Consider the following 12,962-nt stretch of genomic DNA (forward strand, 5'->3'; position numbering starts at 1 on the left):
TGTGTAACTCGCTCATGGTCAGGGTGATTCTTTCTTTGCTCATACCCTGACTTTATCACAAATCAGTTAACCCCTGACATAATCATTAGTCTACCACACAGCACAAAGTTGAAATTGACATTTTTAACCTTTATATGATAGAATACGGAGACGATATGGGTATTTTTAAACGAAATGGTGTTTACTACATCGACTACCGGATTCAGGGCCGGCGGTTTAGGAAACGCATTGGTGCCAACAAGCAGTTAGCTAAGGATACACTGGCTACAATCGAGGGAGACAAGGTCCGAGGATACTACCGGATCAAGAAGGCTCAGAGGGTCCGCTTCAGCGATTTTGCAAAAACATACATGGATCATATCAAAGCGATCAGAAAGATATCATGGCTGCGGGACCAGGTCGCTCTGAAAAGTATGATGCCGCATTTTGGACAGTGTTATTTAGATGACATCAATCCCAGACTGATCGAAGACTACCAGGGCAAGCGGGTGAAGCACGTTCAGCCCTCTTCGGTAAATAGAGAAATGATTGTGCTTAGGTTTTTGCTAAACTTGGCGATCAAGTGGGATATGCTGCACTCCAATCCTTTCAAGAATGTCCGGTTTTTGCGGGTGGATAATGTTCAGGACCGAATATTGACCGATGAAGAGGTCGGCAAGCTTCTGAGGGCCTGCAACGGTCATGTCTATCCGATAGTTTTTACGGCCTTGCATACAGGTATGAGGCTTGGTGAGATATTGACACTAAAGTGGTCCCAAGTTGATTTTGAGCAGGAGGGGATCACGGTAGTTATCACAAAGAACAATCGGACCAGGAAGATTCCCATTAATGCCGTTTTAATGGCAATGCTTAAAGACCTGAAGGTCAAGTCAACTTCGGATTATGTCTTCGTTTTTGAAAGATCCAATCTTCCGGTCACCAGCATCAAGACAGCTTTCAACAAGGCGGTCAAGAGAGCAGGTGCCCCGCATTTTACCATGCATTCGCTTCGTCATACATGTGCTTCAAACTGGATCAAGGGTGGCGTGGATCTGGTGACGGTTAAGGAATTATTGGGTCATCAGTCCATAACGACGACAATGCGCTATGCACACTCGGCCCCCGAAAGTAAAAAGAGGGCGGTGGCGGTGTCGGAAAGACTGGTCCGTGAAGATGGTGGTCACTATTTAGACACTCTGGCAAAATCATTAAAACCGCCTGTTCCACAAATTATTCGTAAACATAAGGTTGCCGCTGTAGCTCAGTTGGTAGAGCGACGCTCTCGTAAAGCGTAGGTCACCGGTTCGATTCCGGTCAGCGGCTCCATGTTGGGCTTAGGCTTGTCCGCCGCAGTCCGCCAAAGGCGGACGCAGGAGGATCAGCGGCTCCATGAATGGCTTCTTTAACCACAAAGGGCACAAAGATCACAAAGGTTTTTATTCTTTAAACGTTAATCTTTGGGCTTTAAACTGTCATACACGGATCAGCGGCTCCATGTCCGGTTTCCCCTATCCACAGATTTCGCAGATTTGCCAGATGGTGTTCCTATGGAAGTAGAAAATTTAGTCTGCGGCGATCTGGGTCAATCTGCGGACGGTAAATAAAGTTGATAAATATGTCCAATCACGATAAATTAATGATCAGCGTGGCCGGGATCAGGGGTGTGGTCGGAACCAGCCTGACTACCGATGCCGTCTTAAAATTCGCCGCAGCCTTCGGTACCTTCGCCGGAGGCGGTCCGATAGTGCTGGGGCGCGATTCCCGCCTGTCCGGACCGGTGATGGAAATGGCGGTGGAGGCCGGACTGCGCTCGGTGGGCTGCGATGTCATCAGGATCGGCATCGTCCCCACCCCCACCGTCCAGCTGATGACCAGACTGCTGAAGGCCAAGGGGGGCATCGCCATCACCGCCAGCCATAACCCCTCCCAGTGGAACGCCCTTAAATTCGTCTCCGGCCAGGGGCTGTTTTTAGATAAAGGCCAGGGCGAAAAGGTCATCGCCCTTTTCCATTCCGGCAGGTTTGCCTATAAACAATATGACCGGCTGGGCGGCAGCGAGGATTATCCCAATGCCATAGGCGACCATGTGGCCAAAATACTTAAATTATCATTTCTGGATATTCCGGCCATCAGGAGAAAAAAATTCAAGGTAGTGACAGATACCTGCCACGGGGCCGGCGGGCCGATATTCAGCCTGCTGCTTAAAGAATTGGGCTGCCGGGCCATCTCCCTGCACAACGAAACCAGCGGAAAGTTCTCCCGGCCCATCGAGCCGCAGGCCAAGAATCTGAAGGAACTGGAGAAGGCTGTCGTCGCCCACCAGGCCGATATCGGCTTTGCCACCGACGCCGACGTGGACCGACTGTCCCTGGTCTCCGATAAGGGCAAAGCGATCGGGGAGGAATATTCCCTGGCTTTGGCCGCCCGCTTCATGTTCTCGCATTTCAAGACCCAGGCCGTCACCAACCTCTCCACCAGCCGGATGATAGACGACCTGGCCGGCCAGTTCAAGACCAGCGTCATACGGACCCCGGTGGGCGAGGCCAACGTGGTCGGCGCCATGAAAAAGCACCGGGCCAGGATCGGCGGGGAGGGCAACGGGGGGATAATCATCCCGGAGCTCAATTACGCCCGGGACGCCTCCGCCGGGATAGCCTTGATATTACAGATGCTGACCGAGGAGAACATTCCACTATCACAGATTGCCGATAAAATTCCCGGATATTATATTATCAAGACCACCTTGACAGTGAAGGATCCCCAGAAGTTTTTGGCCCGGGCGGCCAAAATATTCACCCAATGTAAAATTGACAAAAGGGACGGCCTTAAATATACCTGGCCCGATGCCTGGGTGCATATCCGGGCCTCCGGCACCGAGCCGATAGTGCGGGTGATCGCCGAAGCGCGGGAGGAGAAGCAAGCCCGCATATTGGTCAGGAAGATAAACGGGGGATTGTAGCGGCGATCCATGAATCGCCCAAAGACAGGATAATTAATATGAATAATCCGTGAAATCCGTGTCCCTTTTCTAATTTTATCCCGACATCAAAAACCTGTTAACCATCATCTAACATTATGTGCGGAATAGTCGGTTACATCGGAACCAAGAACTGCGTCCCCCTTATCATGGAGGGCCTGAAGCGCCTGGAATACCGGGGCTACGACTCGGCCGGCCTGGCTCTGATAAAGGAAGGCAAGCTGATCATCGAGAAGAAGGCCGGCAAGGTGGCCGACCTGGCGGAGATGATCAAGGGGAAGGAACTATCCGCTTCTTTGGGGATAGGACACACCCGTTGGGCCACCCACGGCGAGCCGGATGACCTGAATGCCCACCCCCACTGGGACTGCAAGGGCGAGATAGCCATCATCCATAACGGGATCATCGAGAACTACTCCACCCTCAAGAAAAAACTGATCCAGGACGGCCATCAGATCCGGACTGCCACCGATACCGAGATACTGGTCCACCTGATCGAGGAGATGTACAAGCAGACCCGGGATCTTTTCTCCGCCGTCAGATACGCCCTGCTGGAGGTGGAGGGCACCTTCGGCATTCTGGTGATATCTCCCAAAGAGCCGGACAGGATCATCGCCGCCCGCCGTGGCAGCCCCCTGGTGATAGGGGTGGGAGAGGGTGAGAACCTGATCGCCTCCGATGCCGCCGCCCTGGTGGAACACACCCGGCAGGTGGTCTATCTTAATGACGACGAGATGGCCTGCATTATGGCCGATTCATTCTATACCAAGACCATTTATGACCAGGAGGTGGTCAAGCAGATCGAAAAGATCACCTTTTCCCTGGAACAGATAGAACGGGGCGGCTATGAGCATTTTATGCTCAAGGAGATAAATGAACAGCCGACCTCCCTGGAGAACGCCATGCGGGGCCGCCTGATGGCTAAAGAAGGCGACGTTCGGCTGGGAGGCCTGCATACGGTGATGGACAAACTTTTAAATGCCCGGCGGATAATCATCACCTCCTGCGGCACCTCCTGGCATGCCGCCCTGGTGGGCAAGTATATGCTGGAACAGCTGGGCCGGATCCCGGTGGATGTGGATTACGCTTCGGAATTCCGATTCCGCAATCCGGTCATCCGGCCGGACGATGTGGTGATGGTCATCAGCCAGAGCGGCGAGACCGCCGATACCCTGGCGGCCCTGCGGGAGGCCAAATCCAGAGGGGTTCCGGTGCTGGGGATCGTCAACGTGGTGGGCAGCACCATCGCCCGGGAGACCGACGCCGGAGTATATATTCACGCCGGGCCGGAGATAGGAGTGGCCTCCACCAAGGCCTTCACCTCGCAGATCGCCGTGCTGGGCCAGATAGCGATCCTGTTGGCCAAGAACCGGGGTCTGCCGCAAAAGACCCTGGCCAATATCGCCCAGGACCTGGCCGACATCCCCAACAAAGTCCGCCAGGTGCTTTTACTGGACGACCAGATCAAGAAGATAGCCCAAGAGTTCAAAAACGCCGAGAATTTTCTCTATCTGGGCCGGGGCAGCAATTTCCCCACCGCCCTGGAGGGAGCCCTGAAGCTGAAAGAGATCTCTTACATCCATGCCGAGGGCTATCCGGCCGCCGAGATGAAACACGGACCCATCGCCCTGATTGACGAGAACATGCCGGTGGTCTTTATAGTGCCCAAGGACGCCCTGTACGACAAGGTGGTCAGCAACATTCAGGAGGTGCGGGCCCGCAAAGGCCGGGTGATCGCCATTGCCAACGTCGATGACAACGACATAGACCATCTGGCCGAGTTCGTGATAAAGGTCCCCCGGACCTACAGCTATTTCGGCCCCATCATCAACAGCATCCCCCTGCAATTGCTGGCCTATCATATCGCCTTGCTCCGGGGCTGCAATGTGGACCAGCCAAGAAATCTGGCCAAGAGCGTGACCGTGGAATAGAATGGGTTTGATCTTATAGAATTTAACATAATGGCAGGTGAACATGAAAACAGACAAGAAAGCCTATGGCCGGTATCTGGGAGAGGAGACCTCCGCCAGATTTTTTGCCGGGAAACTTTCCCAAAACGAAAAGGAACAGACATTGCGCCAGCTGTCCGAATTGACCCGGGTCTTTTGGTCCTATCTGCCGGGCGCGGCATTCAGGAGGCATGCCCAAAAGCTCCATAGCGGGGCCAAGGTGGAGCAGGCCCTGCTGCTGGCCGATGTCACCGGCTTCACGGCGCTGTCCGAGAGGCTGTCCCGCATCGGACGGGAGGGGGCCGAGGAGGTTACCGGTATCATCAACAGCTATTTTGCCCCGCTGATAAAGATCGTTCACAACTACGGCGGAGATGTGGTCTACTTCGGCGGCGACGCTTTCAGCGCCGGCTTCGAGTCGGTGGAGGGCGAGCCCTCGCCCAGCCATCTCCGGGCTCTGCAGGCTGCTTTTGAGATGCAGGAGCTGGTCAAGAATTTTACCGAGATCAAGACCTCGTCCGGGGCCTTCCCCATCAGCCTGCACCTGGCCCTGCATTTCGGTCCCACCGAGATATTCAGCGTGGGCCGGCGCGATCTGGACCTGGAATATTTCATGGCCGGGCGGGTCACCAACTATGCCTCCCAGCTGGAGGACCTATCCTCCGGGGCAGAACTATTGATCAGCCGGGAACTTTATGATAAGGCCAAGACCAAGATAACCGCCGAACCCGCCCAGGGCAATACTTATAAACTTGTCAAAGTGAACGAAAAAGTTGGCCATCTGGAAGCGGCCGGCCGGGAGGAGACAGAGGATATCGAGCGGTCCATCGAGCATCTGGAAGCGATCCGCCCTTATTTCTCAAGCTGGCTGACACAAAGGATCATGGCCGATCCCAAATCCGGAGGCGTTGCCGGGGAGCATCGCCGGGTGACCATGCTGTTCCTGAACGTCTGGGGGGTGGATTTCGACGATGATCAACATGCCATTTCCAAGGCCCAGAATTATTTCTCGGTCCTGCAGGAGGTGGTGGAGAGATATGGCGGGCTGGTCAACAAGGTGGATTTCAGTTCCCTGGGCCACAAGGTGCTGATTTTATTCGGGGCCCATATCGCCCACGAGAACGACGAGGAACGCGCCCTGCTGTGCGCTCTGGAGATGCTGGGTCGCGAGGAGTTCGGTTATGGCGGGGTCAAGCAAAAATTCGGGGTCAACAGCGGCTATGTCTTCGCCGGAACGGTCGGCTCGGCCCTGCGCCGGGAGTTCACCGTGATGGGCGACGAGGTCAACCTGGCGGCCCGCCTGATGTCATCGGCCGGGGAGCAGGAACTGCTGGCCACCGCCGCCATCCAGCGGAAGAACTCGGGAAAATTCGGATTCAAAAACCTGGGCGAGAGGGAGTTCAAGGGCAAGAAGCACCCCATCACCATATATCAGGTAAGTAAAAGGGATGAAACCGGCGAGGATGTCTTTGCCAAGTGGATGACGGAATCCAAGGCCATGGTGGGCCGCCAGAAGGAAAAGGAACTGTTGAACAGCGCCGTGGAAAAAGGCATCTCCGGGCAGGGCCAGATAATATCGGTGGTGGGCGAGGCCGGCATCGGAAAATCCAGGCTGTCCCGGGAGCTGATCCAAAACTGGGCCGAGCGGGGGTACTCTTTCTTTGTGGGCAACTGCCAGTCCTACGGCGCGGCCATCTCCTACCTGCCCTGGGCCGATCTGCTGAAGAGCTATCTGGGGATAAAGGAGGCCGACCCCATGGAGGCCAAGACATCCCGGATCCACAAAATGCTGGAGATCATCGACCCGGCTCTCAAGGAGTGGTCCCCGATCATCGGCGAGGTGGTGGGGGTGCCCATGCCGGAGAGCGAGCTGACCAAGTCGCTGGACGCCAAGCTCAGACAGCAGAGATTATTCGACCTGGTGCTGGATATCTTCAGCTGGGGGGCGGCCCAGGAGCCGTTGCTGCTGATAATCGAGGACCTGCACTGGGCCGATGGGGCCTCGTTGGGGCTGCTGAACTACGTGGCCCGCAATATCGGCGACAAGCCCATAGTGCTGTGCCTAGTCTACCGGCCCATCGAGGTCAAGCACGAATTCGCCGGCAAGGAATACCACAGCCAGATGACCCTCAAGGAGCTGAGCCGGGAGGAGAGCCTGGAACTGGTGAAGACCCTGCTGGATATCCAAGGGATGCCGCCGGAACTGGAGCAGTTGATCCTGAAAAAATCCCAGGGCAACCCCTTCTTCGTGGAAGAGGTGGTCAAATCTCTGATCGAACAGGAAGTGGTAGCCGAGAAGGACGGCCAGTGGCGGGTGGTCGCGACCGATATTGCCAAGATCAACATTCCGGACACCGTTCAGGGGGTGATCATGAGCCGCATCGACCGCCTGCCGGCCGAGACCCGGGAGGTGCTTCAGATCTCTTCAGTGATAGGTCGCGAGTTCGACCAACATATTTTGCAGGCGATATATCCCAAGAAGGTCGAGATAAATCCCCACCTCAAAAGCCTGAGAGGCCTGGACCTGGTGCTGTCGGAGCAGGAGGGCAGCTATTACTTCAAGCACATCATGACCCAGGAGGTGGCCTACGACAGCCTGCCGTTCAGCCGCCGGCGGGAACTGCACAACAACATCGGCGACCATATAGAGCTTTCCAATGAGGACAAGATAGAAGAGGCTCTGGAACTATTGTCGCACCATTACTTCCATGCCCAGAACTGGGAGCCGGCCTTCTTCTATTCGGTGGAGGCCGGGGACAAAGCCAAGAAAGCCTACGCCAACCAGGAGGCCCTGGCCCATTACGACCGGGCACTGGAGGTGTTCGACAAGATGGTGGAGGCCGGGATGCTGCCCGAACTGACCCGCCGCATCCAGGAGGAGTTGAAGCAGAAGGAAGCGGAGGTGGCCAAGTAGGGCAGGCAAAAATATCCATATCCCAGGGCCTCTGGTCTAGCGGCAGGCAAAAAACATTGGTGATGACAATTACTTTGGCCGAACGGAGGCCCGTTCCCTAATTCGGCGAACCTGGCAAATCAAATTATGGGGCATAACTATTGAAGCAAAAAGCCATTCTGGTCGGCAGTGTGCTGGGTCGGGCTAGCGTCTTTGAGGAAGAGGAATCTTTAAAGGAGTTGGCCCGTCTGGCGGATACCGCCGGGGCCTCGGTGATAGACCACCTGGTGCAAAGGCGGGTCCGTCCCGACGCCACCTATTTCATCGGCAAGGGCAAGGTGGAGGAGTTGGCGCTGGCCGTGGCTGACAGCCGGGCTGATCTGGTGATATTCGATCACAGCCTGACCCCCAGCCAGGCCTCCAATATACAGGCCCAGCTGGATTGCCGGGTGGTGGACCGGGCGGAGCTGATCATGGATATTTTTGCCAGGCAGGCCAAAAGCGCCGAATCCAAGATCCAGGTGGAACTGGCCCAGCTGCAATACCGCTTCTCCCGTTTGGTGGGGGCCGGACTGGAGATGACCGACCCCGGGGCCGGGATCGGGACCAGGGGGCCGGGAGAGAAACAGTTGGAGCTGGACCGGCGAAAGATCAGGCATAGGATAGCCCGGCTCAAGCAGGAGCTTAAAAAGATAGAACAGCAGAGGAGGACCCAGCGAAAATCCCGGGCCGGTGTTTTCAAGATATCCCTGGTGGGATACACCAATGCCGGCAAATCCACCCTGATGAATCTGCTGTCCCGGGCCGGGGTCAAAGTGGAGGACCGGCTGTTCGCCACTTTGGATGCCACCACCCGGGCGGTGGTGCTGGCCTCGGGGGAAAAATTCCTGCTGACCGATACGGTGGGCTTCATCCGGCGCCTGCCCCATCAGCTGGTGGCCTCGTTCAAGGCCACCCTGGAGGAGGTCAACCAGGCCGACCTGGTGCTGCAGGTGGTGGACAGCCCCCATCCCCTCTATCTTAAAGAGATCGCCGCGGTGGAGGAGGTGTTAAAGGAGATCAAGGCCGACCGTCCGGAGTTGTTGGTGTTCAACAAGACGGATCTGCTGGACCCGGATACCCTGGACGGCCTGCGGAGGAATTATCCCGGCGCGGCGTTCCTTTCCGCCCTGACCGGCGAGGGCCGCCGGGAGCTGGAGGACATGATTCGGCAAAGAATGGAATCTCCGGGATGGGGGGAATAAAGGTTGCCAGGGGCGGGTATATACAGATGAAGGTCTTTTAAGATGAAGGCTGCCGGGTTCTTGGGTAATTATTTCAAACTGACCGGACGTTTCTCCCGGAATGCCAAGCTGTATCTGCTGGCCACCTTTCTGATATCCGTCGGTTTCTCTTTCTATGGGGTTCTGTTCAATCTCTATCTGACCGAGGGAGGGCTGCAGGAGGGGATCATCGGCAGCATCCTTTCGCTAAGCGGGTTGGCTCTGGTCATCACCGCCATTCCGGCCGGTATCCTCTCCGACCGGCTGGGCCGGAAAAAAGCTATGATCATCGGCACCCTGTCCGGGGCCCTGCTGTCGATCTTCCGGGCTCTGACCGTGAACGGCCCGGGCCTTCTGTCCCTGAGTTTTTTGGGAGGGGTCGCCTCGACGCTCTATGTTCTGTCCGCCGCTCCCTTTATGATGGAGAGCAGCCGCCCGGAGGAGCGGACCCATCTCTTCTCGGCCTCGTTTGCGGTAATGCTGGCGGCCGGGATTGCCGGCAACCTTTTGGCCGGAGGGCTTCCCGGCTGGGTTAGGAATGTTTTTGGCGGCAGTACTTTCACGGCTTATCGTTTTTCTCTGCTATTGGGCTCCGGCATATTCCTTACCGCCCTGTGGCCGCTATTTAAAATATCCCAGACCCCAATAATCAACGATAAATCTGGTCTGATCAGCCTTAAGCGCCTGGGGCAAGGGTTCAGGGCCGCCGGCGGGTTCGTCTGGTGCAACTTCTGGATCGGGCTGGGGGCGGGGCTGGTGATACCGTTCTTCAACCTGTATTTTGCCAAAAGATTCGGAGCCTCCAGCAGCCAGATCGGCCTGTATTTTTCGGTGTCCCAGATATTCACCCTGGCGGCGGTGCTGGTGGGTCCGGCCCTGGCCAAGCGTTTCGGCAAGGTAAGGACCGTGGTTGTCATGGAGCTGCTATCACTGCCGTTCCTGATAAGCCTGGGGGCGGAAAAAATTCTTTACATTGCGGTGCTGTCCTTCTGGATGAGGGCCAGCCTGATGCAGATGTCCTCGCCCATCTCCTCGGCTTTTATGATGGAGATAGTCCCGGATGATGCCAGGGCTACGGTCAACAGCATAGCTACCATGGCCTGGAACCTGTCCTGGACCTTCTCCACCGCTTTCTCGGGATGGGCCATGCAGCGCTATGGCTACGCCATGCCATATTATCTTACGGCCGGCTGTTATGCGGTCTCGGCGGTATCTTTCTACCTGCTGTACAATAAAAAAGAGCCGGGAAGATAGCGCCTTGATAAAATGATACGGAAAGGGATCATGGATAAACCAAGCCTAGCAATAATCGGAGTCGGCAAGCTGGGAAGCACTCTGGCATTGGCCCTGTGGCAAAAGGGTTATCGCCTAAGCGGCCTGTCCGACATCGATCCGGCCAGGGTGGAGGAAACGGCCCGGGCGGTAAACCCGGCCGTATCAGACAGCGATCCCTCGGCTGCGACCCGGGGGGCGGAGATCGTGATCCTGGCGGTTCCCGATGACAGCGTAAAGGCCGTCTCCGATCAGCTGGCCTCCCGGCAGGCCCTGACCAAGGGACAGATACTATGCCACTGTTCGGGCTTTCTGCCGTCATCAGCCCTGGTGGCCAACAAGATGCTGGGGGCCTCCATTGCTTCAATGCATCCCCTGGCCAGCTTTCCCAGATGCTTGAGCCCCTGGGATCGTTTCAAGGGCATCTATTTCGGGATCGAGGGAGACGCCCTGGCCTTGGCAGGATTGAGGCCCTTGATAGAATCGCTGGACTGTTCTCCGGTGGATATACTGCCGTCCCGAAAGAATCTGTATCATCTCTCCAGCGTGATGGCTTCGAACTATCTGGTGGCCCTGATGTATGCCGCGGGCCAGATGATGGAAACGACGGTGGCCGATAAGGGAAAAACCGAAGCCATGCTCCAGAGCCTGGCCAGGACGGTGATTGACAGCCTGGGTGAGAACGGGTTGGAAAATTCACTAAGCGGGCCCATCGAGCGGGGCGATGTCCAAACGGTGACCGGGCATCTGGAGGCCCTGAAAAAAGATTTTCCCCAGGGGGCGGAGTTATACAAGGTCCTGGGAAGGTCGCTGCTCCGGATATCAAAACAGCGAAATCCCCAGGGAAGGGAATGGGCCGGCTGGGAGAAATTGCTGGATTAGCCAAAGATTATTGAATATTTTTAAGATTTTCTCTTGACTTTACATATATATCAATTTATAATTGACATTCTGGTTAATTAAAATGAAATATTTTATAAAATCGTGGCCTTACCTCGGTTTGGCCTTGTTGTCGCTATTCGGCTGCGGCCCCCAACAAAGCAAATCCGATGAGACCCAGACCGCCGGAAGGATAGTGGTCAAGGGGGAGGATCTGGCCATCAGAATGATCAGGCGCGAAGCCCAGTCTTTTATGGCCCTGTACCCCAAATCCAATATCGCGGTTGATGAAGGCGGCTCCAAGGCGGCGATTGCAGCTCTCAACGAAGGCCGGGCCAGGATCGCGGTGATGAACCGCCCCATAACCCGCACCGAGGATTCCATAATCAAAACCAACGGCGGCCTGGCCAAAGAATACAAGATAGCCTACGACGGGCTGGCGGTGATTGTCAATTCCCAAAATAAGATACAGCGGCTGGATTTTGAACAATTATCGGGGATATTTTCCGGAAGGATCACCAGCTGGCGCCGGTTGGGCGGCAAGATAGAAAACCTGGTCCCGGTGATCCCCGGACCCAATATGGGCCATTACGAATACTTTCAGCAGCTGGTCATGGACGGCGGGGGATATGCCGCCAAAACATATCCCTGCACCACCACCGCCCAGATAGTCGAGCTGGTAAAGAATCATTCCAGCGCCATAGGACTGGTCTCCATGAGCGCCCTTTACCGTGATTGGGACGTATGGCCGCCGGTCAAGGAAACCGGAATAAAAGCCCTGGAGATAGCCCAGGTCAAGGAAAGCGGGTTTTTTTATCCCAATCAGAAAACGGTCCATGAAGGGAACTATCCTTTAAGCCACCCCCTGTATATGTATGTCAATGATGTTCTGGAGCAGACCTATTCCCAGGGGATGTCCAGCCTGGCCCACGGATTCATCACCTATATTTCTTCGGCCGAGGGGCAGAAGATAGCGGCCCAGCAGGGCTATGTGCCGGCCACCATGCCGGTGACCATCAAGAAATGATACTATGAAACGGCGGGTATTAAATTAGATACCGGAGGTGGTTAAAATGCACAAGTCTTTTTTGAAATATATTTACGCAATTCTTTCGTTATTATTATTTGTAGAATATATTCCGGCGCAGAATATTGAAAGGGACGAAACAGCAAATGGCGATGATTTATATCAAGATACAATAAATATAAAAAAAATAAATAGCAACCTGAATAGTGAACAATATTATTACCCCCCCATGAAACACTTAATGTTGGAAATGGGAGGTAGTACAGTTGTGGGTACCCTGGGCACGATGGCCATTGGTTCAATAATACACCCTACTGAAAATGCGAATACAAATGGAGAGATATCTGATATTTATCAGCCTTTTGATATCCCCATCATATATTGCACGATTTCTTCAATAACAGTGTATGTGGTTGGCAGATCATTAAAAACCAGAGGTTCTCTTGTTTGGTCCGTCGGTATGGCAAACGTAATACCTCTGGGGATAATGTCATACGGTTACATAAGTGGTAAACCAGAAGATTATCGGCCAGCTGTTTATGTTTCAAGTATATTTGCACCCTTAATGGCAACTGTTGCCTATAATATTACAGCTGTGCAACAAAGCAAGAAGGACTTGAAGCATTCGTGTAATTCTACAATAAACACTTGTATTGCATGGAAGTCAAATGATATAACAAAGAAAGCTAACCCCTATATAATTATTCAATATAATTTTTAATTA

The 12,962-nt window shown here is 54.7% G+C and carries 8 protein-coding genes and 1 tRNA gene; all 9 read left to right on the plus strand.

Translation table 11 applies throughout. The annotated features are described in order from the left end of the window. Positions 1 to 1,229: 1,229 nt before the first annotated feature. Positions 1,230 to 1,305, plus strand: a tRNA-Thr gene (locus A2273_11655). Between the two features lie 289 nt (positions 1,306 to 1,594). Next, complete coding sequence (locus A2273_11660) at positions 1,595 to 2,938, plus strand: phosphoglucosamine mutase (GenBank protein OGF06635.1); 1,344 nt, start codon at positions 1,595 to 1,597, stop codon at positions 2,936 to 2,938. A 116-nt stretch (positions 2,939 to 3,054) separates the two neighbouring features. Continuing rightward, a complete protein-coding gene (locus A2273_11665; GenBank protein ID OGF06541.1) occupies positions 3,055 to 4,887 on the plus strand; it encodes a glutamine--fructose-6-phosphate aminotransferase in 1,833 nt (610 codons plus the stop codon). Positions 4,888 to 4,930: 43 nt separating this feature from the next. Further along, a complete protein-coding gene (locus A2273_11670; GenBank protein ID OGF06542.1) occupies positions 4,931 to 7,819 on the plus strand; it encodes a hypothetical protein in 2,889 nt (962 codons plus the stop codon). A gap of 140 nt (positions 7,820 to 7,959) precedes the next feature. Then, on the plus strand, positions 7,960 to 9,042 hold the full coding sequence (locus A2273_11675) for a GTPase HflX (GenBank protein ID OGF06543.1): 1,083 nt from the start codon (positions 7,960 to 7,962) through the stop codon (positions 9,040 to 9,042). Positions 9,043 to 9,084: 42 nt separating this feature from the next. Then, positions 9,085 to 10,314, plus strand: a complete 1,230-nt coding sequence (locus tag A2273_11680; GenBank protein ID OGF06544.1) for a hypothetical protein — start codon at positions 9,085 to 9,087, stop codon at positions 10,312 to 10,314. Between the two features lie 30 nt (positions 10,315 to 10,344). Further along, complete coding sequence (locus A2273_11685) at positions 10,345 to 11,214, plus strand: hypothetical protein (protein OGF06545.1); 870 nt, start codon at positions 10,345 to 10,347, stop codon at positions 11,212 to 11,214. Positions 11,215 to 11,296: 82 nt separating this feature from the next. Continuing rightward, complete coding sequence (locus A2273_11690; protein OGF06546.1) at positions 11,297 to 12,238, plus strand: hypothetical protein; 942 nt, start codon at positions 11,297 to 11,299, stop codon at positions 12,236 to 12,238. A 46-nt stretch (positions 12,239 to 12,284) separates the two neighbouring features. Continuing rightward, complete coding sequence (locus A2273_11695; protein ID OGF06547.1) at positions 12,285 to 12,959, plus strand: hypothetical protein; 675 nt, start codon at positions 12,285 to 12,287, stop codon at positions 12,957 to 12,959. The last annotated feature ends 3 nt before the right edge of the window (positions 12,960 to 12,962 follow it).

The organism is Candidatus Edwardsbacteria bacterium RifOxyA12_full_54_48 (assembly GCA_001777915.1).
Lineage (GTDB): Bacteria > Edwardsbacteria > AC1 > AC1 > EtOH8 > UBA2226.

Excerpts from the sequence above, each read along its gene's own strand:
- A2273_11660 (OGF06635.1), top strand. The coding sequence starts at position 1,595 with ATGTCCAATCACGATAAATTAATGATCAGCGTGGCCGGGATCAGGGGT.
- A2273_11665 (OGF06541.1), top strand. The coding sequence starts at position 3,055 with ATGTGCGGAATAGTCGGTTACATCGGAACCAAGAACTGCGTCCCCCTT.
- A2273_11670 (OGF06542.1), top strand. The coding sequence starts at position 4,931 with ATGAAAACAGACAAGAAAGCCTATGGCCGGTATCTGGGAGAGGAGACC.
- A2273_11680 (OGF06544.1), top strand. The coding sequence starts at position 9,085 with ATGAAGGCTGCCGGGTTCTTGGGTAATTATTTCAAACTGACCGGACGT.
- A2273_11685 (OGF06545.1), top strand. The coding sequence starts at position 10,345 with ATGGATAAACCAAGCCTAGCAATAATCGGAGTCGGCAAGCTGGGAAGC.
- A2273_11690 (OGF06546.1), top strand. The coding sequence starts at position 11,297 with ATGAAATATTTTATAAAATCGTGGCCTTACCTCGGTTTGGCCTTGTTG.
- A2273_11695 (OGF06547.1), top strand. The coding sequence starts at position 12,285 with ATGCACAAGTCTTTTTTGAAATATATTTACGCAATTCTTTCGTTATTA.